This window comes from Azoarcus sp. CIB (assembly GCF_001190925.1).
Classification (GTDB): Bacteria; Pseudomonadota; Gammaproteobacteria; order Burkholderiales; family Rhodocyclaceae; genus Aromatoleum.
Genome location: NZ_CP011072.1, coordinates 1,252,249 through 1,279,070, shown reverse-complemented (window position 1 = coordinate 1,279,070; position 26,822 = coordinate 1,252,249). Strand labels below are relative to the sequence as shown.

Below are 26,822 nucleotides of genomic sequence, written 5' to 3'. Positions count from 1 at the left end.
TGCCGATGCACACCCACGACGTCCTGACTGTTCGAAGCGGTTCAGCACGCCCTACCGCGCGAGCGGTTTAGTCCAAGTAGCGAAAGACGACATACGACGCGCCTCCCTCAAAAAAATCGCGATGGCAGGCAGCAGCTTTTGGTTGGGCATCGAGGCCTTCACGCCTGATGGCTTACCCCTCATTGACCGTGGAACGGCAGAATTCAGCGCGTTGATATCGCGACGACACCAGGCCAGAACGCGGAAAACTGATCGAGAAGGCCGGGGTTGATTGTGTACCGGAGGCCCTCGGCGATATCGTCGGCTGGATCCTGGTGTAGCGCGACCTTCACCTTGACGCGCTGCAGAAGGAAGCTGCTGCGATATTTCTCGTTAACGCCGGTCGCCCCCGCGACGGACTCGTTAACGAGATCAAGAGCTTCCTCGAACTTGCCCAGCTGGAGTTTCACCTGCGACAGATTATGAGCCAACCAGATCCGGCCGCCTTTGTCTTCGATCGTCTGGAGGATGGCCTCTGCCTCTGCATAGCGGCCGAGCTTGTAGAGCGCCTCGCCCCATTTGCGCTTCTGGTAGTGGTCCGGCGTTTTCAGTGTCTCGTAAGCTTCGAGAGCGCGGTTCAGGTAAACGGATTCGTCCCCGACGCCCGCTGCGAGCAGCATGATCTCCGCGTAACCGCCGCGGCTCTGGTCATCGTCCAGCATCCACGGCGTTGGGTCGGGCAGGCGCGCCAGCACGCTCTCGACCCGCTCCGGTGCATGCCAGACCAGCGCGCGGACGAAGCTCGCGACCGAATGATAGCCTTGCGGTATCCCGATGGCGGCGCTGTACAGCGCTTCCGACAGAAACAGCTCCTCATGCTGTTCGATAAGGTCGCCCGCCCAGGTCTGACGTGCGCCATTGAGCGCATCGCCCAATGCCATCAGCAGTGAGGGAGACACGCTGCCGTTGTCCAGCTTTGCGGTGATGATCTCTGACGCATATCGCTTTGCCGTGTCGTAACCTTGCGGCTTGCCACCGACAGATCGCACCAGCTGAAGCTTGGCATCATTCAGCGGATAGCTGGCGACCACCTCCTCGAACAAGCGCTCGGCTTCGGCATGTTTTCCCAAGATGCGGAGTGTCTTTGCACGGTGATGCTTGATCTCGGCAGCCTGCCGGGCACTGAGGTCAGCCATGGCCGCGAGGTCGTCATAGGCAGGCACGACCGTTTCTAGCCATGTGACTGCAGCCTTGTCCCTTGACGCTTGCCGGAGATAGCGCCCCTTTGCTTCGATTGACTCGAGGACGACTAGGATGGCCACCTCGTTTTCAGTCGCGCTCAGCGATTTGAGCCGCTGTGCCTCTTCTAGCGGGTTTGGCAGCAGATGCACCGGAATGGCGCTGCCCATCCAGGTCATCGCCAGGGCGTAAAGGAAGGCCGGACGACGATCGCCATTCGCGACGTTGCTGGCGATCTTTCCCCTCAGCTGAGAGGCGATCAGATGCAGGCCATGCCCGTCCTCGCGGATTTGCTGAAGAATGAATGCTTCAAGATGACCGTCAATCTCGTCCGCCTTCTTAGTTGTCAGCCAGTTCAGCGATCTCAGTGCGGTGAAGACGATATCGTGGATACGAATCGACGCAGCGCCTTCAGGCGCAGTCAGGCCATGTTGTTCGAAAGCCCTCAAACGCAGCAAGCCGACGACATGCTTGAAGAAGGCGCGATCACAGTGGCTCTGGCCCGCCCACTGAAACAGACACAGTTCATCCTCGAGCGCCGGTTTCAGCCGTCCAAGAATACGGTCAGCGAGCCGGACGCCATCAACCGGCAGTTTCGCAACATTGGCGCAGTCCTCAGCGAGGTCGTTCCACGATACGCCCTCGCGCGCGGCGGCATTCAGCATTGCCAAGCTCAGCGGATGCCCTCCAACGGCGCGCCAGATCGTTTGGAACGCCATTCTGGGCGGCTGCGTATCGAGACCTCTGCCGAGCAATGTGCGGGCCTGCTGGGCGTCCATCGTAGGCATGGCGAAGGCCCCGGATGAGGGGTTCTGCCGAGTGATCAGGATCCGCGAATCCGGCCCGCACAAATTGGCAAGCCGGTCGACCGCCAGGCTGGGACTGGCGTCGTCCACGACCAGAAACGTGCGGTTTCTGCGCAGCAGAGCGCTGACATTGCGCTCGGCACCGCCGCGCCGGACCGGTACTGACGAGAGCCGCTCGACGCTGTCGATGTCTCGACCGCTTACCCAGAACCTGTAATGAAAGCGGTCCTCGCTGCTCAGCAGACACGCGGCTGCCGCCTGAGACTTGCCGATGCCGCCAATTCCGCCGATCTCGACACAAGCATTGGTCTCGAGCCGCCGGTGCAGTTCGGCGTCAACCGCCTCATTCTTAACATAGAGCGCGCTCAGCGGCGGCGCGTTCAATGACACGGGGTGGTCATCGCGGATCTCGGCCAGGACGGGCAGATGCCGGGCCAGGTCGTCGATTGCGTCGTCACGAAGTATCAGCGCGTCAACGATGGCCTCGGCGATAGCGCGACTGTCCATCAGGTGGAGGCGTCGCCCGGCCATCCGATCCTGCTCCAAGGCCGTGTTGACCATCGCTTCGATTACGCCGGTTTCCGCGCGTTGGGAACTCAGTAGATAGATGTCTTGGGCGCGTGGCGCCAAGGTCAGGGTGTGATCGAGATCGCCCCACGGCTTGGCCATCGCACCGGAGAAATATCCCTTCACGATTGAAGCCTCGACGACGACACGACCATCTTCCGACACCGCATCTAGCGCGCCGCCGACCGGACTGCCGCCGACCGACGACCCTCGCTGCACAAGTCTCACATCGCACAGCCGCTCGACAAGCACGACCCCGAACCGTTCGAAGATCGAACCCGGCGCCATAATCGCGAGCGCGTCGATCACGCGCTGGATGAGCAGACTGCGGGTCTGCGGGTTCATGAAGAGGCTCCGGGTTTCATATCGGTGGTGATTGGCGATGTCCGTTCGCCGACTCGCAGCGGCGCGTCATAGCAAGCGTTCGATGATGCACCAGATATCGTGTGCCACCGCGCCCGGCGTCTGGTTCGCGTCGACGACATGGCAGCGTCGGGGGTCCTCGCATGCCACCGCGAGCAGACCTTCGCGGATGGCGGCAAAGTCCCGAGTCGCTTCCGCCGGGTCGAGAACGCCGTCGCGGCGCAGTCCCCTCCGGCCACGAGCCACCTCAAGCGGAAGGTCGAGGATGATCGTCAGGTCCGGGAGTGTGGGCCCCACGACGATGTCGCGGGTCGCCCGGAACATCTGGTGGAGATCGACGTCGGACACCGCGACCTGAAACGCGTAAGTCGAATCGATGAAGCGATCGGAGACGACCCAATGGCCGTTCGTCAATGCCGGCCGAATAACGCTGCGCACATGATCAAATCGAGCAGCGCTTACCAGCAGGAGCTGCTCTGCCGGGGCGAGTCGGCGGTCGGGGCGCGTCAGGATCGCCCGCACCTCCGCACCCAATTGCCCCCCATCCGGTTCCTTTGTCTGTAGCACCGTCAGGCCGGTACTTCTAAGGCGTTCAACAAGCAGCCTAACCTGCACGGTCTTCCCGCTACCATCGATGCCCTCGATACTTACAAATGGCACGTGTACCCTTTCCGGTCCAACTCAAACAAACAATGATATTTCAATGAAGCGCTCGAATACAGTTGCATTCGTATCCGCCGGTATGTTGTCGCCCAAGAGGCGCGATCATATGCTTGCGCGTCGGCAGCTCTATCTCAACTACGGCGCATTGTCGCTGGCAACGATCCTAGATGCCATGGGAATCGAGACCCTGCTGGTGCATGGCGAGCACGACGAACCCGCCGACGTGCTGAGCATGCTGCTCGACAAAGGCGTGTTTCCGTCTCGATTGCCGGTGATGCTATCGATCCCAAGCTTCTACGCCCTCCCGTGGGCGCAGACCTTTTGCCGGCTAGTGCGCGGCGTTGATCCGGACGCCAGGATCATTGTTGGTGGTCGTTGGGTGGTTGGGCCGGATCCTGGCTGGTTGCACGCGAAACTGCCCGAGGCGAACCTGCTCGTCCCAGGGTTGGCAGAACCGGTTATAGAAAGCCTGCTCACGAGCGCGCCGGACTTGCGCCGCCTGCCTGCGCCGACACCAGACTCCGTCCTGAACCACCCTCTGGTATCGGGTTTTGAGCGCTATCAACCAAGCATTGAGGCATCGCGCGGGTGCGGCATGGGCTGCGCCTTCTGCGAGGAGCGGGATATCCGGCTTGGGAAGCTGCGGGCGCCGGAGCAGATTGCCAGCGCGCTTGCGACGGTTGCTAGCCAGTATGGCGGCAGCGAGATCCGGCCCTATTTCCAATCATCGATGTTCGCCCCCAATGAGAATTGGGGCACCGGCCTAGCGAATGCGGTGCGGGCCGTCGGCCTCGATGTCCCGTGGCGGACGGAAAGCCGCGTCGATGCGCTCACGCCTGAAACGATCGCCTGTCTCGCCAAGGCAGGCATGAAGGTGCTCGATCTCGGGCTCGAAACGGCGTCGCCGACGCAAATCCTAAACATGCGCAAATCGCGCGATCCGGATCGCTACCTAGAGCGAGCGTCCACTTTGCTTAGGGCATGCGGCGATCACGACATCGCCGCCAAGGTAAATGTCTTGCTTTATGCCGGGGAAACGACCAGGACTTTCGACGAAACGCGTTCGTTTCTCGATGAGCACAAGGGTTCGATCGCCGGAGTTTCAGTTGGCCCGGTCGTGGCCTATGGCCCGCCGAAAATTGCGGACATTCTTTTGCGTGAATGGTCGAGGAGCGGTGCCGTGCCGGTCGACCCAAGTAGCGCGAACGACAGCGGGATATCGATGATTCACCTCAGCCATGATTTCGACGCAAAGTCGGCTGAGGCCGCAAGTTTAGAATTGTCTCGGCGCTACATGGATGCAGATGCATATTTCGACCTGAAGAGCTTCTCCTATTACCCGCGCGATTACACGCGCGCGGACTTCGATCGCGACGTTGCGGCAAGCGAGACATCGCAGTTGCCGTTTCGTGCCTCCACGCGAATCCCGTCCTAACTGGGAAAAAAGCCGATGGACAGGCATCTGTATCGCTGAGCGTGAACAAACTGACCCTGCCTCGATTTCACGTACAGCAAGAAGTTGGAAACTTCAGCTGTATGGGGAATCGAGATGCGAGATAGCAATGTGCCCAAGCGGGAGTTCGACAGTCGGCCGATAAGCAGTCAGTCAAGGCGCGTTGGCCTTTCGGCTACGACCGCTTGGGAGATGCAGGTCGCCCCGGTGCTCCCGGCGAGAAGCAGCCCTAGCCCGAACGCTTTCTTGCCCTCGACCCGGGCCCCTAGTCTGGCTGCGACGAAGGCTCTCGCCGCCACCGCCAGCAACAGGCCCGCGGCTTACTTCCCTCGCACCGAACAATCGAGCACGTGGATCGTGATGGAGCGCTTCTCTTCCTCCGACAAGCCCGCCTCCAACATTGCCTGGAGTTCGTCGGGCGTCTGGGTTCGCACGCCCGAGGGCGACAGGGGAACCTGCTTCGGGTCGCCAAACCAGAGAACGACGTAAATTCCGCGCCCTTTAGCCCGGGGATCGGTCGAATAGCGCGCTATCAGCTGTCCACGTGTGGCGGACCACAGTTCGCGATGCCGATCGAGTTTGACCTCGATCGGCACGCCACCCAGGGTGCCGGTGGTGCACCACACGTCGGAGCGCTTGCCGTCGGCATGGTAGGCCTCGGGCAAGCAGGCAATCTCGAATCGCTCCAGCCGGACGCGCAACTGGTCAGCGAACGTGTCGCGGCAAAGCTCTTCATGGCGAGGCGTTGTTGCCTTCTTGTGCGAATCGGCGTTCCAGTATTGATGGTTCAGGTTAAGGTCGCTACGGCGAACCTGTTCCTTCAGGTCTTCGATCGTGTCGTTCACGACGGCGGCGATCTCTGCTGGGCTGGAGGGCGCCCCCTGCTGCAAGGCCGTGCAAACCTGCGGCCACATGGGCCGCTCGTAAGTTGCATCGCGCCGCACGACCTGCTGGGCAGCTCGGGCCTCCCGCAGCTTTGATGCCCATTCGGCGAGCGCCGGAAGTCTCGCGAGGCGCTTGAGCAGCTCGGCGCTCTCTGCATCCGGCCTGCCCGCCAATTCGTTGAGGAAGCGCTTGACGAGATCGGCCCGATTCATTTCGGGGCTCACCCAGCCCGAGCCGTCGAACTGCGCAGGCGAGCAGCCGACGGCGAAATGCTCGATCAGAAAACCCAGCACGTTCGACGGGCGCGGAATCCCGTCGCCGCCGACCTCACGGCGATAGTGCAGGAAACGGGCGAGGTGCTGAACGGCCGGCGCTCGGCGCTGCAAGTAGCAGCTGGCCTGCAGAAGGTAGTGATCCGGGTCCAAGAGCAAGCCTGCGCCCAGCCAGTACGCGCGCTGCGGCCCGTCAACTTTCGGCGCGTCGACCCGGGCCTTAATGAGGGGAAGCAGCTCGTCGCGCGCGGGTAGCGTCAGCGCGGCGTGAAGCATATCCGTGAGTGCGCTGCGGAGGTTGGGGCGCGCTCGCAAGGGGATCTGCGCGAGGAGCGGCAGCAAGCACCTCCTCGTGACTTCAGCATAGGCTTGGTCGCGGAACAGGTGCGTGGCATGCGGGGTGCGGGTCTTCCATTGCATCGCGGCTGTGAGGTAGGCGCTCAAGGCGTCGGCCATGCATTGCGGTCGGGATGCGACCGCCGCAGCCACCCATGTGTCGTGGCCTTCGACCGAGTGAACCAAATGGGCAACCAATGCGGCCACGAGGCGCTCGTCGGAGAGCGAGTCGAGGAACGCGTGATCTTGACGATAGGCCATCTCCAGGCTGATCAACGCCGGCGCGTTCAGCACCATCACCTTGTCCTCGGCGATGGCGGCCAGAGTTTCTTCCACGGACGGCAAGTCCGCCCGACCGATCGTGTTACGCAGCGCCGCGAGCGCGGCCTGGACCAATTCCTCGTCGCCCGCGAAGAGGCTGGCCAGCCTTTCCTGCGGCGTTTCGCCATCGACGTCGTAGTGTCTGTGTGCGTACACCTCGGCCACGGGACTCAGGACGGCAAGCGGCGCCAGCGGCAGTGAGAAATCGGCCAGCCGTGCGCGATAAGAATCGCGCCGTTCGGCGGCCTCGCGCTCATGTTCCTGCCGGCGTGCGGCTTCGTCCAATTTCCACTGCCAATCGTCGAAGCTGCAAGTAAGCCTGCCGGCGAGCGAGTCTTGCCACCCGCGCGACGCCGCGAGGTTTTCGCAGGCGACCAGCAATTCCTCGAGTTCGGTTCCGGACTCGTTGGTGATGGCATGGAGAGCCTGGACGAAGTACTCCTTTGCCCACGCCTCATCGTCGGTCGCTTGGGTCTTGGCAAGCCACCACGCGGCCTCGTTCGCCGGCGCCTTGGTCCCGTGCAGCCGGGCCTCGGCTGGCCAAATTCGGTTCTGCTTGTTTGCGTACCGCGTCAATGCGAGGTCTAGAAGCGAGAAGTAGCGCTTCGGGCGTGCTTCCAACCATTGCTGGACCATCAGCTTGTCATCGTTTTCCAGCAAGCTCTCCGCGTGCTTGCCGCAAGTGGCGTCAAGCCAGTTCAGCAATCGATCGTCGGGAGTTTTGTCACCGCTTTCCTTCAGCACGCGGGCCAGCACGCTGCCGACGGCCTTGGCGTACTCACGCAGGCGGGCTCCTTTGCGTAGGTCTGTACGCGCGGCGAACGCGTCCAGCAAGCCTGGAGCCTCCGCGGCGTCGATCCGATCCAGGTCGCGCCGCCAGAACATCGTGTAATTGCCGATGAGGTTTTCCCGTTTCGGCGGATGAAGGAATGCTGGGAGATCAGCGGACGGAAGCGCTCGCGGGTACATCGCCTTGAGCAGTGCTCCAAGCAATTCGTCGTCGCTGTCCGTCACCGCGCCGGTGCCGATATCGTCCAGCAAGGTGCGCAGGGAAGGATCGTTCACGCCAACCCAACGTCGATAGATTTTCAAGGCCCGCCCGCGCACGGCTGGCCACCGGGACGCATCCCGGACCATGGACAGCAGGAGAGGCGTCAGTCCGGTGTCCGGTGGCGCGTCGAGCAGTCCTTCGAGCAGGGCAAGCACGAGGAGTTGACCGTTCTCCGAGCGGTCGGCGGCGGCCATCCTCTGGCTGACCACCGAACCCATCTCCGGCGTCACCAACGCCGCAAACGGCCGGCCGCCCCATTCGTACCAGCGGAACGACGCTGAAACCGCGATGTCGCCGCCGAGCCGCTCCATCAACGCCGACTTTTCCGCGATCGAGAAACCCTCCGCGTCCCCGTACAGGAGGACGCCAAGCGAATCGAGCCGGGCGAGAGGGATCCGCGCCGCGGGGGACATTGATGCCAGCCAACCGGCCAGGCCGCGCATGCTGCTGACAACCCCGCCGTCTGAGCCGCAGATCAGCGCGAGCACACGCCGTAGCGTGAGCTTCCCGTCGAGGCGATCGGCCAGGCAGCGGGCGGCAAGGAATTCGGCCACGGTCCGGTGCACAGCGGTGAACACATCGCGCCCTATCGACTTGAACAGGCGGCTGGCCAATGCTTCGTCCAGCGGCAGTCCTTCGGGATTGGGCACGGCGTTCAGTCTGAGCACCCGGTCCGGATGGTTCGGCAGGTGCGTGAAGCCGGCGAGGTCTGCGATCAGTTGGATGGCACAGAGGTAGGCGGCAGCCCGTTGAAGCGCGCCTTGATCCGGCGCGGTTTTGCGAGTGGCGGCGACGTGCTCCTCGTTGTGCTCCTGCACCAGCCGCTCGCAGGCCATTTCGTAAACAGCCGGTCGAGTCTCCGGCCAGCGGTTGTCCGGACCGACCGCCTTAGCGAGCATGCCCAGGGTCTGCGGGTTGAACAGAAGATCGGTCAGTCCATGTTGTTCGGCCGAGTTGATGAAGGCCTGCGGATCGGTGATTCCGTGGTTAGTCGGAAGGATGGCGGCGACGTCGGCCGACGTCAGTGGCTGCAAGGTGAAAACTTGGACCTGTTTGCTCGCGGGTAGTAGGGACTGCAGCTTGGTCGCGTCCGGGTTCCCCAGCCAGTCGGCAGCGCGGCACGAGAGGCGGAAGCTGCGGCATCCCAGCAGCTGCAGCTTCTTGCGGATGTTGTCCAGCGGAACCCTGCCGTCCACTGTGCCCGCCCGCGTTTCGTCAAGGCCGTCGATGAACACGGGTAGCGGCGAGTCCTTCAGTTCAGGATGATCCAGCGCCAAAAAATCGCCCGAGCTGATGCGATGGCCCCCGCCAGCATCGGCTTCCTGCCGGAACGCCTCGCTCTTGCCCAAGCCGGGATCGCCGAGCAACACGTATGCCGTCAAGTCTCGCGTGTCGCTCAGCGGCATTGGCTCTACAATCGTCTCACCTTTGACGTCGGATTGGCGCACGCATGTACGCGGGACTAGCAGCATCTGCGTCCTTTATCTCTCGGGATTCATTGCTCACCGAGTTCCAATGGTAAAACCGACACCGGGACCGCTTGCGGAGCGTTCGCTGCGCGTCATGTCCGCTTTAGGGCGGGTTCGGCTATATGGTGAACTTGAAAGCTGTCATTAGCGACGGTTTCCTGCTCTGCGGCAGATGACCGATCGCGGATTCATTGCGGCCGTTGGCCGAGCAGCAGCCCAATGACCGTTGAGGCCGAGGACTTGTCCGAGTTCGACGACAGACAGCCGACCGGTCCAAGATCGGTTACCCGCCGATCGCGGTGGGCGAAATTTCTCAGTCGCTACGTCGCTTGATAGCCGGACCCTGCCAGTCACGGTTCGTCGTCTCATTGGCCGTTCCAACCGACCTGCCGCCATACCTATCCTGCGATCAACCCGGAGTCCGCCTCGGCCAATTTGCAGGCGAACAGCGCATGCGCCCTCGTCCGGGTCAGGCGCCGCCGCGACGGCCTGCCGCCGCCGGGGCCGCTGCGCCCGCCTCGTACCACCCCTTGCTGGCATTGACGACGCGCACGACCAGCAGCATCACCGGCACCTCGATCAGCACGCCCACGACCGTCGCCAGCGCCGCACCGGACTCGAAGCCGAACAGGCTGATCGCTGCGGCCACCGCGAGTTCGAAGAAGTTCGACGCGCCGATCAGCGCGGAGGGGCAGGCAACGCTGTGTTTCTCCCCCACCGCGCGGTTGAGCAGGTAGGCGAGCGAGGAATTGAAGAACACCTGGATCAGGATCGGCACCGCCAGCAACGCGATCACCAGCGGCTGCGCGAGGATCGCCTCGCCCTGGAAGGCGAAGAGCAGCACCAGCGTCACCAGCAGCGCACTGATCGACCACGGGCCGATGCGCTCCATCGCCGCGTCGAAGGCCGCCTGCCCGCGCGCCAGCAGCGCCTTACGCGCGACCTGCGCGAGCGCGACGGGAATCACGATGTACAGCACGACCGACGTGAACAGCGTGTCCCACGGCACGATGATCGCCGACATACCCAGCAGCACGGCAACGATGGGGGCGAATGCGACCACCATGATCGCGTCGTTGAGCGCGACCTGGGACAGCGTGAAGATCGGGTCGCCGTTGGTGAGCCGGCTCCACACGAACACCATCGCCGTGCATGGCGCAGCGGCGAGCAGGATCAGGCCCGCGACGTAGCTGTCGATCTGCTCGGCGGGCAGCCAGGGCGCGAACAGGTGACGGATGAAAAACCACCCCAGCAGCGCCATCGAGAACGGCTTCACCAGCCAGTTCACCACCAGCGTCACGCCGATGCCGCGCATGTGGCCGCGGATCTCGTGCAGGGCGCCGAAATCGACCTTCATCAGCATCGGGATGATCATCACCCAGATCAGCACCCCGACCGGCAGGTTCACCTGCGCGACCTCCATCCGCCCGATGGCCTGGAACAGCGCCGGCGCCATCTGGCCGAACGCGATGCCGGCGACGATGCACAGGAACACCCAGACGGTGAGATAGCGCTCGAAGACGCTCATCGGCGCCGGCGCGGCGCGCTTTCCCGTGACTTCACACTGTACGGACATCGTTTCCTTCCATTTTTGTTTGTTTGCCGGCGCCCCCTTCGGCCAGCACCAGCAGGCGCGGTACGCCCACCGGCTCGTCCGCCTGCACCGGCACCAGCGCGACGCGCCTGGCGTGGTGCTCCCGCACGGCCTCGATCTGCGGCCACTCCTGCGCGGCGCGCCGGCGCAGCACGGGTGCGTCGGTTCGCGCAGCGGCAAGGCTGTTGTTGATGATCCACGCCCACGGCTCGATGCCCGCGCGACGCAGGTCGGCCTGCAGGTTCGCGGCCTCCAGCACCGGCGTGGTCTCGGCGAGCGTCACGATCAGCACCTTGGTCTGCTGCGGATCCTGCAGCTGCATCATGGGCGTCGTGAAGTGCGTGATGCCGCTCTTGTCCATGTGGCGCGCGATCTCCTTGTGATACGCGCCGGTGGCATCGAGCAGCAGCAGCGTGTGCCCGGTGGGGGCCGTATCCATCACGACGAACCTGTTCCCCGCTTCGCGGATCACGCGCGAGAAGGCCTGGAAGACGGCGATCTCCTCGGTGCAGGGCGAACGCAGGTCCTCCTCGAGCATCGCGCGTCCGTGCGCATCCAGATCCTTGCCGCTCGTCTCCAGCACATGCCGGCGATAGCGCTCCGTCTCGACCTGCGGGTCGATACGGCTGACGATGAGGTTCCCCAACGAACCCTCGAGCGTCTCCGCGAGGTGCGCGGCGGGGTCGGAGGTTGTCAGATGTACCGGAAAGCCGCGGTGCGCGAGTTCGACCGCGATCGCGGCGGCGAGCGTGGTCTTTCCGACCCCGCCCTTCCCCATCAGCATCACCAGCCCATGGCCTTCCGCGGCGATGCCGTCGACGAGGCCCGCGAGATTCGGCAACCCGTGCGCCGCCGGTGACCGCTCGTCACCCGGCGAGTCGCAGGCCTGCGCACCGGTCACGCCCAGCAGGCTACGCAATGCCGCCAGCCCGACGAGGTTGAAGGGCATCAACGGCACGTAGTCGGTCGGCAGCCCGCGCAGCGGCTCGGGCAGCGCGGCGAGCGCATCCCGCTCGCGACGCAGCACCGCCGCGGCCAGTCCGTCCGCGCGCGCGGCCTCGTCGTCGGACAGGACGCCATTGATGACCAGGAACTGGCGGCTGAGTCCGATGGCGGCCAGCTCGGCATGCGTGCGCGCCACTTCGCGCAGCGTCGAGGCCTGGGCGCGTGCGACCAGCACCAGCCGCGTGCGCGCGGCGTCCGCAAGCGCCGCGACGGCGGACGAATATTGCTCGCGCTGCTTCTGCAACCCGGCCAGCGGACCGAGGCAGGACGCCCCTTCGGTGTTGTTCGCGAGAAATCCCGACCACGCGGCAGGCAGCTGCAGCAGGCGGATCGTGTGGCCGGTCGGCGCGGTGTCGAACACCACATGCTCGAAACCGGTCGTGAGCTGCGAATCGGTCAGTAGCCCGGTGAATTCGTCGAAGGCGGCAATCTCGGTCGTGCACGCGCCCGAAAGCTGCTCCTCGATGCCGCGCACGACGTCGTCCGGCAGCACGCCGCGCACCGGGCCGACGATGCGGTCGCGGTAGGCCTGCGCGGCGGCCTGCGGATCGATTTCCAGCGCGGTGAGATGGGGCACGGCGGCGATCGGCGTCAGCACGTTGCCGATCTCCTGCCCGAAGACCTGGCCGACGTTCGAGGCCGGATCGGTGCTCACCAACAGCACCTTGCGGCCAAGTCCGGCAAGATGGATTGCAGTGGCGCAGGCGAGCGAGGTCTTGCCGACCCCGCCCTTGCCGGTGAAGAACAGGTAGCGCGGCGGCTGGTCGAGGAAGCGCATCGCCGTCCCGCTCAGCAGCAGCGGCCGCCGCTGCAGCACCCGCCGGCAGACTTCCCGGCCGGCTCGGCCTTCACGCCGGCCCAGCGGGCGAGCTCGTCGCGCGTCGGATAACGCCCCGCCAGCGCGAACTCCCCGTCGATCAGGATCAGCGGCAGCGACTCGGCGCCCGAACGCTCGAGGAAGCCCTTCACCACCGCGTTCTGCGCAAACGCCAGCGGCTGCTGCGCGAGGTTGAAGCGTTCGAGCGCGACGCCCTGCTGCTTCGCCCACTCGACGTCGGCGGCGAAGGTGACAAGCTGCTGGTCGACATCGACACCGCACACGCCGGAACTGCAGCACAGGGCAGGATCGAAGATCTGGATCGATTTCATGATGGTGGTCTCGGTAGAGGAATTGGAAGAGGAAGAAGGAGAATTCAGGCCGACAGCTTGCCGATGCGGTCGACCGCCGCCTGGAACGCAGCGGGGTCGCGCCGGGCGAGATCGCCGGGCAAGGCGAGGAATGCCTCGATACGCGCCCGCAACACGCGGTAGGCAAGCGCGAACGCCGCGTCGATCTCCGCATCGGTACCGGTCGCCTTCGCCGGATCGTCGACGCCCCAATGGGTGCGCGGCACCTTGCCGAGCACCACCGGACAGGTCTCGCCGGCGGCGCTGCCGCACACCGTGACGATCAGGTCGGGCACCCGCGGCAGATCGCTCCACGACTTGCTGCACAGCCCCTCGGTCGGGAAGCCCTCGCGCGCCAGCAGCGCCAGCGAGCGCGGGTGCACATAGCCCGCAGGCTGGCTGCCGGCGCTCATCGCCCGCATACCCGCAGGCGCCAGGGCGTTGAAGGTCGCCTCGGCAAGGATGGACCGGCACGAGTTGCCGGTACACAGGAACAACACATTCATGCTTTCGATTCCCGCGCAGGGTTGGAAGAGCCGCAGCCGGGAATCCCTCCGGACAGGATGTCCCCATCCCGGCAGCCGCCGGGCACCCCGCTGCAGCAGTTTTCGGTGAGGAAGCCGACGACCTCGGTCATCAGCGCGAGATTCGCCCGATAGCGCAGGAATCGCCCCTCCTGCTCCACGCGCAAGAGTCCCGCCTGCGTCATCGTGCGCAAGTGGAAAGACAGGCTGCTCGGCGCGATGTCGAGCGCGGTGGCGATGTCCCCGGCAACGATGCCCGCCGGCTCCGCCTTCACGAGCAGCCGGAAGACGCCGAGCCGCACGCCCGAGGAGAGGCACTCGAATACGGCCACGGCCGCTTTTTCGTCCATTGCTTCCACATTTCCAAATTTGTTGAAATATCGTAACGAAACGCGGCCGCGTGCGTCAATGCCGTCACGGCGCGGCGGGTCAGAACGGCACGACGCTCTCGAAGGTCATCGCGATGCGCCGCTCCGGATGAATGAAGGCGATCGCCGCGGCATGCAGGTGCAGGCGCGCGTGATGCTGCGCGCTCTGTGGCGGCGCATACAGCACGTCGCCAAGAATCGGATGCCCCAGCGACATCAGGTGCACGCGCAGCTGATGGGTGCGCCCCGTCACCGGCTCCAGTTCGACGCGCGACACCGCTCCCTCGCCTTCGCCACGGCGTTCGACGACGCAAAACCGCGTCAGCGCCCGCCGCCCGCGCTCGCGGTCCACCCTCTGGCGCGGGTTGTTGTCCGGATCGGCCGCCAGCGGCAGATCGATTTCCCCGCTGTCGCCCGCGACGAGGCCGTGCACGACCGCAACGTAGCGCTTGCCGACCGTGCGCTGCGCGAACGCATGATTCATCCGCCGCAGCATCTCGGGCCCGCGCGCGAGCAGGATCAGTCCCGATGTGGCCATGTCGAGCCGATGCACGAGGAGCGCGTCAGGGTACTGCGCCTGCACGCGCAGCTCGAGACAATCCTGCCGCTCCTCGCCGCGCGCAGGCTGCGACAGGAGACCGGAGGGTTTGTCGGCGACGACGATGGCGTCGTCCGCATGGACGATGGCAGGAGCAAGATGCGGCACGGGTACGGTAGCGCTCGGCGATGGCAGGGATCGGGAAGAATGACCGGGAAGGCGGAGGCGGCACCAAACCGGACATCGTCCGACCGAGGTCCGCCGTCCGCCACCGGACCGCGCCTTTTAGCAGGATTCCCTCCCCCCGGCAAACCCGGGCGCGCATCCGCCTTCGGCTTCCGGCGACTTTGACGGCAAAATGGCCGTCCTCACACCACATCGAACCGCCATGTCCCGACTGCCCCGACGCATCGTCTGCCTCAGCACCGAAACCGTGGAAGTCCTCTACGCCCTCGGCGAACAGGACCGCATCGTCGGCATTTCCGGCTACACGGTCATCCCGCCGCAGGCCCGCAAGGACAAGCCGAAGGTCTTCGCCTTCAGCACCGGCGACCTCGACCGCATCCTCGCCGTCGAACCGGACCTCGTGCTGTGCTTCTGCGACCTTCAGGCCGACATCGCCCGCGATCTCGTCAAGGCCGGCGTCGCCGTGCATGTCTTCAACCAGCGCAGCGTCGAAGACATCCTCGCGATGATCGAAACGGTCGGCCGCCTCGTCGGCGCCGAGCCCCGCGCGCAGGCGCTGGTCGGCGAACTGGAACAGCTGATCGACGCCACGCGTGCCGCCGCCGCGCGGCTTCCGCGGCGTCCGCGCGTCTATTTCGAGGAATGGGACGAACCGGCGATTTCGGGCATCCGCTGGGTGTCCGAGCTAATCGGGATCGCGGGCGGCGAAGACGTCTTCGCCGAACTCGCCAGCCGCCCGTCGGCAAAGGACCGCTGCCTCGCCGACCCGCTCGAAGCCGCGCGCCGGCAACCGGACATCGTCATCGGCTCGTGGTGCGGCAAGCGCTTCCGGCCCGAAAAGGTCGCCGCGCGGGCGGGATGGCAGGACGTGCCCGCCGCACGCAACGGGCAGATCCACGAGATCAAGTCCGCGATCATCCTCGCGCCGGGCCCGGTCGCGATCCGCGAGGGGCTGCCCGCCCTCGCCCGCCTGTTCGCAGACTGGGCGAGCGGCCTGAAGGAGTAGGCGCGGCCACTACTCGCCGCGGCGGGCCTTTCAGACCGGCCGCACCGCAATGCGCCCGATCACGCCGAGGAAGGTATCGAGCACCGGCGCAGGCGGCCGGTCCGCACGCGCGACCGCAAGCGACAGGTAAGCCCCTTCGTCGCCGATCGCCAGGTAGCGCACGCGCGGCAGGCGCACGCACTCCAGCGGCGCCGGCAGCACGGCAACGCCGAGCCCGGATGCGACCAACCCGATCTGCGTCGTTGCCTCGCGCGCGCGCTGCACGATGCGCGCCTCGAAACCCGCCTTGCGGCACAGGTCATCGACGATCGCCGGCACCCCCGTGCCGATATCGGGCGGATAGGCGATGAAACCCTCGTCGCGGAATTCCGCGAGCGAGACTTCCGCACGGCCCGCCAACGGGTGCGCGGCATTGACGACCAGCCGCAGGGCGTCGCGCCCGATCTCGTGCGTGACGATCCCCGCGGGCACGTCCAGGCCGCGGTAGCGCACGAAGCCGACGTCGATCTCGCCGCGCTGCAGGGCCTCGAATTGCGCCCCCGTGAACATCTCGCGCAAGGACAGGCCGACCTGCGGAAAGTCCTGCCGATAGGTGTGCAACACGTCCGAAAGTGTCGTTGTGTAGGGCAGCGAGGACGTAAAACCGACCCTCAATTCCCCCAGCTCACCTTTGCCGGCACGGCGGGCGTCCTCGGTCGCGACCTGCGCGCGTGCGAGGATCTCGCGCGCATGCTCGAGGAAGCGCCGCCCGGCCTCGGTCAGCGCGACACGCCGTTTGTTGCGCTCGAACAGCGACGTGCCGATCTCCTGCTCGAGATCGCGGATCTGCATCGACAGGGGCGGCTGGCCAATGTGCAGGCGCGCGGCTGCCCGCGTGAAGTTGAGCTCCTCGGCGACCGCGACGAAGTAGCGAAGGTGGCGCAGTTCCATTCATATATTCCACAGATAACCAGAGCCATTTAAATATATTGGACGTATGCATTGGTCGCAACCTAGGATTCGCTGACGCAGCGCAACACCATCGCCTCCGCAATCCACACCGGACGACCATGCAAGACCCCGCCTCCGCCGCCCCCCCGATCGAAGCCGGCACCCCGGCCTTCCGCCGTGCCAACCTCGCGATGTTTTTTGGCGGCTTCGCGACCTTCGCACTGCTGTATGCGACGCAACCCATCCTCCCCCGCCTCGCCGCCGACTTCGGCGTCGCGCCGACCACCGCGAGCCTGTCCGTCTCGCTGGGCACCGCCGCGCTGGCGCTGATGCTCCTGCCCGCGAGCGTGCTGTCCGACCGCTATGGCCGCCAACGTCTGATGAAGGCTTCGCTCGCACTCGCGACCGTGATCGCGTTTGCAACCGCCGTCGCAGCGGACTTCACTCAGCTGCTCGTCCTGCGGATGCTGATGGGAGCGGTCCTCGCCGGCCTGCCGGCGTCCGCGATGGCCTGGCTCGGCGAGGAAATCGCACCGAACGCGCAGGGCCGCGCGATGGGCCTCTACATCGCCGGCAACGCCCTGGGCGGAATGAGCGGGCGCTTCCTCGTCGCCGGCCTCACGGACTGGAGCTCGTGGCGCATCGCCGCGGCGGCGCTCGGCGTGCTCGGGCTCGTCGCGACCCTCGTCTTCTGGCGCTGCCTGCCGCCATCGCACCACTTCCGGGCACGGTCCGTCCTGCCCGCACGGGTGCTCGGAGACATCGCCGCCCTGCTTGCCGACAGCGGGCTGCGCCGCCTCTTCGCGGTCGCCTTCCTGATGATGGGCGCCTTCACCAGCCTCTACAACTACCTCGGCTTCCGTCTCCACGCTGCGCCCTTCTCGCTGGGCCAGACCGCCATCGGCGCGGTATTCCTGCTATACATGGTCGGTACGCTGTCGTCGGCGTGGACCGGGCGTCTGGTCGACCGCGTCGGACGCCGCGCCCTGCTGTGGATCATGATCCTCGCCTGCGGCGTGGGCCTCGCGACCGCCCTCATCGACCACCTCGCGGCCATCGTCGCCGGCGTCGCCGTCTTCACCTTCGGGTATTTCGGCGCCCACACCACGGCGAGCGGGTGGGTCGGACGCCGATCCGGCGAACGGCGCGCCCTCGCGACTGCGCTCTACCTGTGCAGCTATTACCTCGGCGCGAGTCTCATCGGCACACTCTCCGGCCTGGCGTGGGAATTTGCCGCGTGGCCCGGCGTGACGGCCGCCCTGATCCTGTGCGCCGCACTGGCCCTCCTGTGCGCCTGGCAGTTGCGCAGACTTGTACCGGTCGGCCAGCCACCAGCCTTCACTCCGGCCGGCTGACGCCCCCCGACAATTTCGCTGCGGAGGCCGGGGCAGACATCTTGCGGCGCTCCACAGCCCTCATGCGCTGCGCCGCAGGATGTGCAGCACCTCGCGCTGTGGCTCATCGACCAGCTCGGCCAGCGACACCTTGTCCAGCGTCTGCAGGAAGGCCTCCAACGCGCGGCCGAGCACGCCCTTCAGCCTGCAGTCGGGGGTCAACAGACACTGGCTGCCGGTGCCGAAACATTCGACCAGCGCCATCCCGCGCTCCATGCTGCGCACCACCGCTCCAACGTTGACGGCCTCCGGCGCACGCGCGAGCCGCAATCCGCCGCCCTTGCCCCGCAGCCCTTCGACGAACCCGTCGCGCACGAGGTGGTTCGCGATCTTCATCAGATGGCTGCGCGAGATGCCGAAACGCTCCGACACCTCCGCGATCGTCACGAGACGATCCTCATTTACGGCGAGGTAGATCAACACGCGCAAGGCGTAATCGGTGTGCTGGGTCAGATGCATGGCGCTTCCTGAAGCGGCCGTCGGGCCACGGTATCGATTCCATTATACGGAACGCAGCTAAAAGATGCATCTACGTTGACTCTTTTTAAACATTCATTTTATATTCCCCTTAAACGACACCCGCTCCAATCCGCCCGCCGTACCCAACTTCTTGTTCCACGGAGGAAAATGATGCGCCCCGCCCGCCTCAACGCCCGACAGACCCTCACCCTCGGACGCGCAACCATGGTTCTTTCCGGCCTCGGCATGATCGCCGCGGCTCTCATCGCCTATCCCTTCGCCGAACGCTTCGGCATGGGCGTGCAGATCACCGGCCACCTGGTGCTACCGGTGTCCGCGGCGTTCTTCAAGATCGGATATGTCGTGCGTCTCGCGTCGCATCACGCACTCGGGAACATGTCTGCCGGCTGAGCGGGGAAGGTCCCCGCGCAGATCGCCGTCGAGAACGGCTGGTAAGGGCGTCAGGAAACGGCCCCCAGGACGGGTGCCAAGACGAGCACCCGCGACAGGACTCAGCGCCGCTCGACCCAGAACAGCAGCCCGGCGGCCGCCACGACGAACATCAGGCTCGGCGTCGCCGCCGCGAGGACCGGCGGCCAACTGTTGATCACGCCCAGGTTCGAGAACAGGCCGTTCAACAGGTGGAAACCCACCCCCAGCATCACGCCGAGGAAGACTTTCACGCTCACCCCGCCCATGCGTTCGTGGCTCATCGCGAACGGCAGCGCAAGCGCCATCATCACCAGCGCCGCAAACGGATAGATCAGCTTCTTCCACAGCGCGATCTCGTAGCGGTCGGAGTTCTGCTGGTTCTCGCGCAGGTGGTTCACATAGGCCACCAGCGTCGCCACCGACATCCGCTCCGGCAGCACCATCAGCACGCTCAGCACTTCCGGTGTCAGCTCCGATTTCCAGTCCATTTCCGCCAGATCCACGATCTCGGTGCGATCGCCGAGGAAGCGCGTCTGGTGGATGCCGTTCAGGCGCCAGCCGTTCTCGTCGGCCAGGTAGCGGCCCGTTGCAGCCTCGGTCACCGACCGCAACGCATGGTGCTCGTCGAACTCGAAGATCCGTACCTTCTCCATGCTGCGGTCCGGCTGCAGCGTCCGCACGTTAACGAAGCGCGGCCCGTCCTTCACCCACAGGCCCGACCTGAGCTGGCTCGAAACCGTTGAATTGGTCGCCGTCAGGCGCCACTGCTGTGCGGCCCGCTCGGCCGGCGGAGCAACATACTCGCCGAAGATGAAGGTCGCGACGACGAAGATCGTGCCGATGCCCGCCAGCACACGCAGCATCTTCGCCGTCGACATCCCCGACGCGCGCATCACGGTGATCTCGGAATGACGCGCGAGCGTCGTGAGCGAATACAGCGTTCCGATCAGTACCGCGATCGGCAGAAGCTCATACACCCGCCCCGGCAGGATCATCGCCACATACAGCAAGGCGTGCTGCAGCTCGTACCCCCCCTTGCCGACCGAATCGAGTTCGTTGAGGAAGTCGAAGAACGCGAACAGCCCGAGGAAGGCGAGGAGCACCGTGAAGGTCGCCCCGACGATCTCGCGGGCGAGATAGCGGCCCAGAACCGTCATCATGCGCGCGCCCTCCAGAACGGCGACACCGCGAGACGCCGGTAGAACATCAGCGCGAGCACCGCGAGCACCGCCAGGTGCGGCAGCCACACGGCGAGCTCGAAGCGCAGCCGCCCCTGCCCGACCCACGACTGGAAGATGCTGATCGCGTTGCTATACACGAGATAGGTCAGGATCGCGAAGAGCAGGTTGTTCGCCCGCCCGGCGCGCGGATTCACGAAGGACAGCGGTATCGCCATCAGCGCCAGCAACAGCGCGGCGACGGGCACGCCGATGCGGCCGAGCAGCTCGCCGAGATTGCGGTCCGTGGGCGACGCCAGCAGCTCCGCGGTCGGGATCACGCGCGTGCGCGACGACTGGCCGGCCACCTTGCGCTCCTCGATCAACACCGAGTAACGCTCGAATTCCATCACGCGATACTCGGGCGTACCCGGCTGGCCCTCGTAGCGCCGGCCCTTTTCGAGCACGACGAAGCGGTCGCCGTTCGCATCCGTGTGCAGCGACCCCTCGGCCGACACGATGACGCTCAGGCGGCCGTTCTGTTCGGAGCTCACGAACACGTTGCGCACCTTGCCGCTCTCCCCCGCGCCCATCTCGACGAAGAAGACGCGTTGCGAAGCGGCCGACTCGCGGAACACCCCCGGCGCGACGCGCGACGCATCGTCGCGCGAGTCGAGCCGCGCCTGGAACTCCGCGTTCTTCTGGTGTGCCCACGGCGACAGGAACAGGGTCGCCGCCGCGATCGCAACCACCACCGGCAGCGCAAAGCGCAGCACCGGCCGGATGAAGCCCGTCAGCGGCACGCCCGAGGCGAACCACACGACCATCTCCGAATCGCGGTACGAGCGCGACAGCGGCATCAGCACCGAAATGAACACGGTCAGCGACAGCACGATGGGCAGCTCGGTCAATGCGCCGAAGCCGATCAGCGCAAGCACTGCATCGGGGGGTACGCGGCCGCCGGCCGCCTGCCCGAGCAGACGCACCAGCACGACGGTGATGACGATCGCAAACAGGGCGACGAACACACCGGCAGCCGACTGGGAGAATTCACGCCGGAGGGCGCGGCTGAATATCATCGCGCGAAAGCCTGGATCTCGTTGGAGTGCGGGGTTTTTGACGCGTTTGCCGCGAACGGGCCATAATCGGCGGCAATCGAAACGTCGCGTCTTATAAAGGAACAGGGCATGGAATTTACCATAAAGACCGGGGCCCCGGAAAAGCTCAAGGCCGGCTGCCTGGTCGTCGGAGCATTTGCCGGCGGCACGCTCACCGACGCCGCAGCCGCCCTCGACAAGGCGGCCAAAGGCAAACTCGCCGCCCTGATCGCGCGCGGCGATCTCGACGAAAAGGCGGGCTCTCTGCTCGCGCTGCACGAGCTTCCGGGCTGCGCCGCCGAGCGCGTGCTCGTCGTCAGCCTCGGCAAGCAGGAAGAACTCGCCGACCGCGCCTGGCGCGACGCCGTCGGTGCCGTCGCCAAGGCCCTCGCTGCCTCGCCCACCCACGACGCCGCCGTCTGCCTCGCAGACATCGAGCTTCCCGGACGCGACGCCGAATGGGCGCTGCAGCAGCTCGCACGCGCACTGGCCGACGGCACCTACCGCTACGACGCCACCAAGTCGAAGAAAAAGGACGACAAGCCGCGCGGCGCACGCAAGGTCGTGCTGGCCACGCGCAACAAGATCTCCGCCGCGATGGAGGCCGCCGTCAAACGCGGCCAGGCGATCGCCGAAGGCATGGCGCTGGCAAAGGACCTCGGCAACCTGCCGGGCAACTACTGCACGCCGACCCACCTCGCCGAGACCGCCGTCGAACTCGGCAAGCAGTTCAAGCTCAAGGTCGAAGTGCTCGAACGCGAGGACATGGAAAAGCTCGGCATGGGCTCCCTCTTGTCGGTCGCGCGCGGCTCGCACCAGCCGCCCAAGTTCATCGTCCTGCACTACAAGGGTGGCAAGGCCAAGGACAAGCCCGTCGTGCTCGTCGGCAAGGGCATCACCTTCGACACCGGCGGCATCTCGCTCAAGCCCGGCGCCGAGATGGACGAGATGAAGTTCGACATGTGCGGCGCCGCCAGCGTGCTCGGCACCTTCAAGGCGCTGGCGCGCATGGCGCTGCCGATCAACGTCGTCGGCATCGTCCCGACCACCGAGAACATGCCCGGCGGCGGGGCGACCAAGCCCGGCGACGTCGTCACCTCGATGAGCGGCCAGACCATCGAGATCCTCAACACCGACGCCGAAGGCCGCCTGATCCTGTGCGACGCGCTGACCTACGCCGAGCGCTTCAAGCCCGCGTGCGTCGTGGACATCGCCACCCTCACCGGCGCCTGCGTCGTCGCGCTGGGCAAGATCCCCAGCGGCCTGCTCGCCAACGACGACGAACTTGCGCGCGAGCTCACCGACTGCGGCACCGTTTCCGGCGACCGCGTGTGGCAGCTCCCCCTGTGGGACGAATACCAGGAACTGCTCAAGAGCAATTTCGCCGACATGGCCAACATCGGCGGGCGCTACGGCGGCACGATCACCGCGGCGTGCTTCCTCGCGCGCTTCGCCAAGGCGTACAAATGGGCGCACCTCGACATCGCCGGCACGGCCTGGCTGTCGGGCGACGCCAAGGGCGCGACCGGCCGCCCCGTTCCGCTGCTCGCCGAATTTCTGATCGCGCGCAGCCAGGCTGCCGGGGCCTGAGCCGGGAAACGGCCGCCATGCCTCCACGCGTGCAGTTCTACCATAACGCCGAGAACCCGCTCGCGCTCGCCTGCGAGCTCGCCGCGCGGGCCTACGGCAGCGGCCGCAAGGTCGCCTTGCGCACGCAGGATGCGACGGCCGCCCGCCAGCTCGACCAGATGCTGTGGAACTTCGAGCAGCAGGCCTTCGTGCCGCACGTGATGGCGGGCTCTCCCCTCGCAGCCGAAACACCGGTCGTCATCGGCCACGCGGAAGCGCCGAACGAGTGGCCGCACGCCGAGATCCTCTTCAACCTCGCCGACGACGTCCCGCCCGGCCTCGAGCGCTTCCGCATGGTGATCGAGATCATCGGCCAGGGCGAAGCGCAGAAGCTCCCTGCACGGGCGCGCTGGATGCACTACAAACAGAAGGACCTGCCCCTGCAGGCCTTCGACGCGATCCGCAGGGAGGCCCTATGACAACCTGGCCGCTGCCGCCACGTCTCGACCCCGACGACGACCTCAAGGCCGCCGACCTTCTCCTCGGCAAGGCCGACGCCCTGCTCAAGCGGCACCGGGGCCCGGAGCCGCAGCCCCCGGCCCCGGAAGAGGTGGTCTCGCTGGACGATGAGGACCTTCCCGTCCTGACCGAAGTCGTCGCGCCGGAAGACCTGCCCGCCGAACTGGCCTCGCCCCGGCCGCCGCAGGCGAAACGCTCCGCCAGCGAACTCGCCGAACAGCTCATCAGCCTCGACACGGAAGTCTCGCGCGCCGTCGAAGCCTGGTTCCACGCCGAACTGCCGCAGATCGTCGCGCGCGAACTCGACCGGCTCGGCGCCAACATCCGCGCACAAGCCCTCGCCCATCTGCGCGCAAGCCTGCTGCCGGAGCTGTCCGCCCACATCTCGCGCCATCTCGAAAAGAACACCGACGTCCTCCCGCCGGACCAGTCCTGAGGGGCCGCACCGGCCGGCAAATGCTGCGGCGGCAAGGCAGGCGGCCTCGATCCGCTATAATCCGCCCTTTGCCTTCAAGCCCCTGAGCACACCATGGAACTGGCCAAGAGTTTTGAGCCCGCGGACATCGAAGCCCGCTGGTATCCGGAATGGGAGTCGCGCGGTCACTTCGACGCCGGACTGGACAAGTCCAACCCCGACGCCTTCTGCATCCTGCTGCCGCCGCCGAACGTCACCGGCACGCTGCACATGGGTCACGGCTTCAACCAGACCATCATGGATGCGCTCACCCGCTACCACCGCATGCGCGGCTTCAACACGCTGTGGCAGCCGGGCACCGACCACGCCGGCATCGCGACGCAGATCGTCGTCGAACGCCAGCTCGACGCCAAGGGCATCTCGCGCCACGACCTCGGCCGCGAGAAGTTCCTCGAGAAGGTCTGGGAATGGAAGGAATACTCCGGCGGCACGATCACGCGTCAGATGCGCCGCATGGGCACGTCGCCGGACTGGAAGCGCGAGCGCTTCACGATGGACGCCGGCCTGTCGAAGATCGTCACCGAAACCTTCGTCCGCCTCTACAACGAAGGGCTGATCTACCGCGGCAAGCGCCTCGTCAACTGGGACCCCAAGCTCGGCACCGCGGTGTCCGACCTCGAAGTGGTGTCCGAAGAGGAAGACGGTTTCCTGTGGCACATCACCTACCCCTTCTCTGACGGCCCGATCGAAGGCCTGCCCGGCCTCACCGTCGCGACCACCCGCCCCGAAACCATGCTCGGCGACGTCGCCGTGATGGTGCACCCCGAGGACGAGCGCTACGCGCAGCTCATCGGTAAAACCGTCACGCTGCCGCTGTGCGACCGCGAGATCCCGATCATCGCCGACGACTACGTCGACCGCGAATTCGGCACCGGCTGCGTGAAGGTCACGCCCGCACACGACTTCAACGACTACGCCGTCGGCCTGCGCCACAAACTGCCGATGATCAGCATCCTGCGCCTCGACGCCCACGTCAGCGACGACGCCCCCGAGAAGTACCGCGGCCTCGACCGCTTCGTCGCGCGCGAGCAGATCGTGCAGGACCTCGAAGCCCTCGGCCTCCTCGCCGCGGTCAAGCCGCACAAGCTCATGGTGCCGCGCGGCGACCGCACCAGCGCTGTCATCGAGCCCATGCTCACCGACCAGTGGTTCGTCGCCATGAGCAAGCCCGGCGCGGACGGCAAGAGCATCACCGGGAAGGCGCTCGAATGCGTCGCCTCGGGCGAGATCCGCTTCTACCCCGAGAACTGGGTCAACACCTACAACCAGTGGCTCAACAACATCCAGGACTGGTGCATCTCCCGCCAGCTGTGGTGGGGCCACCAGATCCCCGCCTGGTACGCCGACGTCGAGGGCGACACGCGCGTGTGGGTCGCCCTCAGTGAAGACGAAGCGAAGGCGCTCGCCGCGAAAGACGGCTACACCGGCAGGCTGCGCCGCGACGAGGACGTACTCGACACCTGGTACTCGTCCGCGCTATGGCCCTTCTCGACGCTCGACTGGACGCCCGAATGGCCGGCCAAGTCGAACGACGCGCTCGACCTCTACCTGCCGTCTTCGGTCCTCGTCACCGGCTTCGACATCATCTTCTTCTGGGTCGCCCGCATGGTCATGATGACCAAGCACATCACGGGCAAGATCCCGTTCCGCGACGTCTACGTGCACGGCCTGATCCGCGACGCCGAAGGCCAGAAGATGTCGAAGTCGAAGGGCAACGTACTCGACCCGATCGACCTCATCGACGGCATCTCCGTCGAGGAGCTCGTCAAGAAGCGCACCTTCGGCCTGATGAACCCGAAGCAGGCGCAGAGCATCGAGAAGAAGACGCGCAAGGAATTCCCCGAAGGCATCGCCGCCTTCGGCACCGACGCGCTGCGCTTCACCTTCGCGTCGCTCGCCACGCCGGGCCGCGACATCAAGTTCGACCTGTCGCGCTGCGAGGGCTACCGCAACTTCTGCAACAAGCTGTGGAACGCCACCCGCTTCGTGCTGATGAACTGCGAAGGCCACGACTGCGGCATTGATGCTGTCGCCGGTAGCGCCGCCTGCAACGCCGAGAAGCTCGACTTCTCCTTTGCCGACCGCTGGATCGTGTCGCGCCTGCAGCGCACCGAAGCCGACATCGCGCAGCATTTCAAGGACTACCGCTTCGACCTCGTCGCCAAGGCGGTGTACGAGTTCGTCTGGGACGAGTACTGCGACTGGTACCTGGAACTCGCCAAGGTGCAGATCCAGACTGGCAGCGAAGCCCAACAACGTGCCACCCGCCGCACCCTGCTGCGCGTGCTGGAAACCGTGCTGCGCCTCGCCCACCCGCTGATCCCCTTCATCACCGAGGAACTGTGGCAGACCGTCGCCCCGCTCGCCGGCCGCAAGGACGCCGACAGCGTCATGCTGGCGCGCTACCCGGAAGCCGACCTCGGCCGCATCGACGAGGCCGCCGAGGCGAAGATCACGGAACTGAAGGCCATCGTCGGCACCTGCCGCAACCTGCGTAGCGAGATGGGCATCTCGCCCGCCCAACGCATGCCGCTGGTCGCCGCGGGCGACGCCGCCGCGCTCGAGGTCTACGCCCCCTACCTCGCCGGCCTCGCGCGCCTGTCCGGCGTCGAGATCGTCGAGGATATCGGCGCCGACGAACTCGCCCCGGTATCGGTGTCCGGCGCCTTCAAGCTGATGCTGCGCGTCGAGATCGACATCGCCGCCGAGCGCGAGCGCGTCGCAAAGGAGATCGCCCGTCTCGAAGGCGAAATCGGCAAGGCCCACGGCAAGCTCGGCAACGCCAGCTTCGTCGAACGCGCCCCCGCCGCCGTCGTGCAGCAGGAACGCGACCGCCTCGACGCCTTTGTCGCAACGCTCGAAAAACTGCGGCCGCAGCTCGAAAAACTCAATCGCGGCTGACCGACGTCGCGCCGAAAGCAAAGGGGGCCGCCCGATCACCGGGCGGCCCCTTTTTTTTGCGTCTGCCCCCTGCAATGCAGGGGGCGCAGTCCGATCC

At 65.8% G+C, this 26,822-nt stretch carries 21 protein-coding genes; 8 read left to right on the top strand and 13 right to left on the bottom strand.

Annotated elements, in window-relative coordinates; all coding sequences use genetic code 11:
• Positions 1-203: 203 nt before the first annotated feature.
• Both AzCIB_RS05650 and tmk read right to left on the bottom strand, forming a co-directional pair.
• On the bottom strand, positions 204-2,936 hold the full coding sequence (locus AzCIB_RS05650; protein ID WP_050414996.1) for a tetratricopeptide repeat protein: 2,733 nt from the start codon (positions 2,934-2,936) through the stop codon (positions 204-206).
• A 66-nt stretch (positions 2,937-3,002) separates the two neighbouring features.
• Positions 3,003-3,614: a dTMP kinase gene (tmk, locus tag AzCIB_RS05645; protein ID WP_050414995.1), complete on the bottom strand. Its 612-nt coding sequence runs from the start codon at positions 3,612-3,614 to the stop codon at positions 3,003-3,005.
• A gap of 43 nt (positions 3,615-3,657) precedes the next feature.
• On the opposite strand from tmk, the gene AzCIB_RS05640 reads away from it, so the two are divergent.
• Entirely contained in the window at positions 3,658-5,052 is a 1,395-nt protein-coding gene (locus AzCIB_RS05640; RefSeq protein WP_050414994.1) for a B12-binding domain-containing radical SAM protein, read from the top strand.
• Positions 5,053-5,390: 338 nt separating this feature from the next.
• On the opposite strand, the gene AzCIB_RS05635 is transcribed toward AzCIB_RS05640, so the two are convergent.
• From AzCIB_RS05635 to AzCIB_RS05605, 7 genes are all read right to left on the bottom strand, one after another.
• Positions 5,391-9,341, bottom strand: a complete 3,951-nt coding sequence (locus AzCIB_RS05635) for a DUF8371 domain-containing protein (RefSeq protein WP_050414993.1) — start codon at positions 9,339-9,341, stop codon at positions 5,391-5,393.
• A 532-nt stretch (positions 9,342-9,873) separates the two neighbouring features.
• Positions 9,874-10,980 (bottom strand): ACR3 family arsenite efflux transporter, encoded by a 1,107-nt coding sequence (arsB, locus tag AzCIB_RS05630; protein ID WP_050414992.1) that lies wholly within the window; start codon positions 10,978-10,980, stop codon positions 9,874-9,876.
• Positions 10,964-12,781, bottom strand: coding sequence for an arsenical pump-driving ATPase (gene arsA / locus AzCIB_RS05625; RefSeq protein WP_050418239.1), 1,818 nt, complete (start codon positions 12,779-12,781; stop codon positions 10,964-10,966). Before arsA ends, arsB begins: the two co-directional genes overlap by 17 nt.
• A gap of 11 nt (positions 12,782-12,792) precedes the next feature.
• Positions 12,793-13,152, bottom strand: a complete 360-nt coding sequence (gene arsD / locus AzCIB_RS05620) for an arsenite efflux transporter metallochaperone ArsD (protein WP_050414991.1) — start codon at positions 13,150-13,152, stop codon at positions 12,793-12,795.
• Between the two features lie 44 nt (positions 13,153-13,196).
• Positions 13,197-13,676, bottom strand: coding sequence for an arsenate reductase ArsC (locus AzCIB_RS05615; protein ID WP_050414990.1), 480 nt, complete (start codon positions 13,674-13,676; stop codon positions 13,197-13,199).
• Entirely contained in the window at positions 13,673-14,044 is a 372-nt protein-coding gene (locus AzCIB_RS05610; protein ID WP_050414989.1) for an ArsR/SmtB family transcription factor, read from the bottom strand. The genes AzCIB_RS05615 and AzCIB_RS05610 overlap by 4 nt, the downstream gene beginning before the upstream one ends.
• 79 nt (positions 14,045-14,123) lie before the next feature.
• Positions 14,124-14,768: an RluA family pseudouridine synthase gene (locus AzCIB_RS05605; protein WP_050414988.1), complete on the bottom strand. Its 645-nt coding sequence runs from the start codon at positions 14,766-14,768 to the stop codon at positions 14,124-14,126.
• 220 nt (positions 14,769-14,988) lie between these two features.
• Here AzCIB_RS05605 and AzCIB_RS05600 point away from each other — a divergent pair, with 220 nt between their 5' ends.
• On the top strand, positions 14,989-15,792 hold the full coding sequence (locus AzCIB_RS05600) for an ABC transporter substrate-binding protein (protein WP_050414987.1): 804 nt from the start codon (positions 14,989-14,991) through the stop codon (positions 15,790-15,792).
• 30 nt (positions 15,793-15,822) lie between these two features.
• Here AzCIB_RS05600 and AzCIB_RS05595 read toward each other — a convergent pair whose 3' ends face one another.
• The gene (locus AzCIB_RS05595; protein ID WP_050414986.1) at positions 15,823-16,722 is read right to left on the bottom strand and encodes a LysR substrate-binding domain-containing protein; all 900 of its coding nucleotides are present in this window, start codon (positions 16,720-16,722) and stop codon (positions 15,823-15,825) included.
• Between the two features lie 191 nt (positions 16,723-16,913).
• Here AzCIB_RS05595 and AzCIB_RS05590 point away from each other — a divergent pair, with 191 nt between their 5' ends.
• Positions 16,914-18,077, top strand: a complete 1,164-nt coding sequence (locus tag AzCIB_RS05590) for an MFS transporter (protein ID WP_157058572.1) — start codon at positions 16,914-16,916, stop codon at positions 18,075-18,077.
• Between the two features lie 60 nt (positions 18,078-18,137).
• Here AzCIB_RS05590 and AzCIB_RS05585 read toward each other — a convergent pair whose 3' ends face one another.
• Positions 18,138-18,575, bottom strand: a complete 438-nt coding sequence (locus tag AzCIB_RS05585) for an Rrf2 family transcriptional regulator (protein ID WP_050414985.1) — start codon at positions 18,573-18,575, stop codon at positions 18,138-18,140.
• A gap of 168 nt (positions 18,576-18,743) precedes the next feature.
• Here AzCIB_RS05585 and AzCIB_RS05580 point away from each other — a divergent pair, with 168 nt between their 5' ends.
• A complete protein-coding gene (locus tag AzCIB_RS05580) occupies positions 18,744-18,986 on the top strand; it encodes a hypothetical protein (protein WP_232299364.1) in 243 nt (80 codons plus the stop codon).
• Positions 18,987-19,087: 101 nt separating this feature from the next.
• Here the strand turns inward: AzCIB_RS05580 and lptG are convergent, their stop codons facing one another.
• Together lptG and lptF are read right to left on the bottom strand one after the other, a co-directional pair.
• The gene (lptG, locus tag AzCIB_RS05575; RefSeq protein WP_050414984.1) at positions 19,088-20,167 is read right to left on the bottom strand and encodes an LPS export ABC transporter permease LptG; all 1,080 of its coding nucleotides are present in this window, start codon (positions 20,165-20,167) and stop codon (positions 19,088-19,090) included.
• Entirely contained in the window at positions 20,164-21,243 is a 1,080-nt protein-coding gene (lptF, locus tag AzCIB_RS05570) for an LPS export ABC transporter permease LptF (protein ID WP_050414983.1), read from the bottom strand. Before lptF ends, lptG begins: the two co-directional genes overlap by 4 nt.
• Before the next feature lie 108 nt (positions 21,244-21,351).
• Between lptF and AzCIB_RS05565 the strand changes: the two genes are divergently transcribed.
• From AzCIB_RS05565 to AzCIB_RS05550, 4 genes are all read left to right on the top strand, one after another.
• The gene (locus tag AzCIB_RS05565) at positions 21,352-22,851 is read left to right on the top strand and encodes a leucyl aminopeptidase (RefSeq protein WP_050414982.1); all 1,500 of its coding nucleotides are present in this window, start codon (positions 21,352-21,354) and stop codon (positions 22,849-22,851) included.
• 17 nt (positions 22,852-22,868) lie between these two features.
• Positions 22,869-23,309 carry a DNA polymerase III subunit chi gene (locus AzCIB_RS05560; RefSeq protein ID WP_050414981.1) on the top strand — a complete coding sequence of 147 codons (441 nt, stop codon included), beginning with the start codon at positions 22,869-22,871 and terminating at the stop codon, positions 23,307-23,309.
• Positions 23,306-23,785, top strand: coding sequence for a hypothetical protein (locus tag AzCIB_RS05555; protein ID WP_050414980.1), 480 nt, complete (start codon positions 23,306-23,308; stop codon positions 23,783-23,785). Before AzCIB_RS05560 ends, AzCIB_RS05555 begins: the two co-directional genes overlap by 4 nt.
• Before the next feature lie 93 nt (positions 23,786-23,878).
• A complete protein-coding gene (locus tag AzCIB_RS05550; protein ID WP_050414979.1) occupies positions 23,879-26,725 on the top strand; it encodes a valine--tRNA ligase in 2,847 nt (948 codons plus the stop codon).
• Positions 26,726-26,822 lie beyond the last annotated feature (97 nt).

Coding starts and splice junctions, on each gene's coding strand:
- lptF (WP_050414983.1), bottom strand. CDS start 21,243: ATGATATTCAGCCGCGCCCTCCGGCGTGAATTCTCCCAGTCGGCTGCC.
- AzCIB_RS05610 (WP_050414989.1), bottom strand. CDS start 14,044: ATGGACGAAAAAGCGGCCGTGGCCGTATTCGAGTGCCTCTCCTCGGGC.
- arsA (WP_050418239.1), bottom strand. CDS start 12,781: ATGCGCTTCCTCGACCAGCCGCCGCGCTACCTGTTCTTCACCGGCAAG.
- AzCIB_RS05650 (WP_050414996.1), bottom strand. CDS start 2,936: ATGAACCCGCAGACCCGCAGTCTGCTCATCCAGCGCGTGATCGACGCG.
- AzCIB_RS05600 (WP_050414987.1), top strand. CDS start 14,989: ATGTCCCGACTGCCCCGACGCATCGTCTGCCTCAGCACCGAAACCGTG.
- AzCIB_RS05580 (WP_232299364.1), top strand. CDS start 18,744: ATGATGCGCCCCGCCCGCCTCAACGCCCGACAGACCCTCACCCTCGGA.
- lptG (WP_050414984.1), bottom strand. CDS start 20,167: ATGATGACGGTTCTGGGCCGCTATCTCGCCCGCGAGATCGTCGGGGCG.
- AzCIB_RS05550 (WP_050414979.1), top strand. CDS start 23,879: ATGGAACTGGCCAAGAGTTTTGAGCCCGCGGACATCGAAGCCCGCTGG.
- AzCIB_RS05640 (WP_050414994.1), top strand. CDS start 3,658: ATGAAGCGCTCGAATACAGTTGCATTCGTATCCGCCGGTATGTTGTCG.
- AzCIB_RS05595 (WP_050414986.1), bottom strand. CDS start 16,722: ATGGAACTGCGCCACCTTCGCTACTTCGTCGCGGTCGCCGAGGAGCTC.
- arsD (WP_050414991.1), bottom strand. CDS start 13,152: ATGAAATCGATCCAGATCTTCGATCCTGCCCTGTGCTGCAGTTCCGGC.
- AzCIB_RS05560 (WP_050414981.1), top strand. CDS start 22,869: ATGCCTCCACGCGTGCAGTTCTACCATAACGCCGAGAACCCGCTCGCG.
- arsB (WP_050414992.1), bottom strand. CDS start 10,980: ATGTCCGTACAGTGTGAAGTCACGGGAAAGCGCGCCGCGCCGGCGCCG.
- AzCIB_RS05555 (WP_050414980.1), top strand. CDS start 23,306: ATGACAACCTGGCCGCTGCCGCCACGTCTCGACCCCGACGACGACCTC.
- AzCIB_RS05585 (WP_050414985.1), bottom strand. CDS start 18,575: ATGCATCTGACCCAGCACACCGATTACGCCTTGCGCGTGTTGATCTAC.
- AzCIB_RS05635 (WP_050414993.1), bottom strand. CDS start 9,341: ATGCCGCTGAGCGACACGCGAGACTTGACGGCATACGTGTTGCTCGGC.
- AzCIB_RS05615 (WP_050414990.1), bottom strand. CDS start 13,676: ATGAATGTGTTGTTCCTGTGTACCGGCAACTCGTGCCGGTCCATCCTT.
- AzCIB_RS05590 (WP_157058572.1), top strand. CDS start 16,914: ATGTTTTTTGGCGGCTTCGCGACCTTCGCACTGCTGTATGCGACGCAA.
- AzCIB_RS05565 (WP_050414982.1), top strand. CDS start 21,352: ATGGAATTTACCATAAAGACCGGGGCCCCGGAAAAGCTCAAGGCCGGC.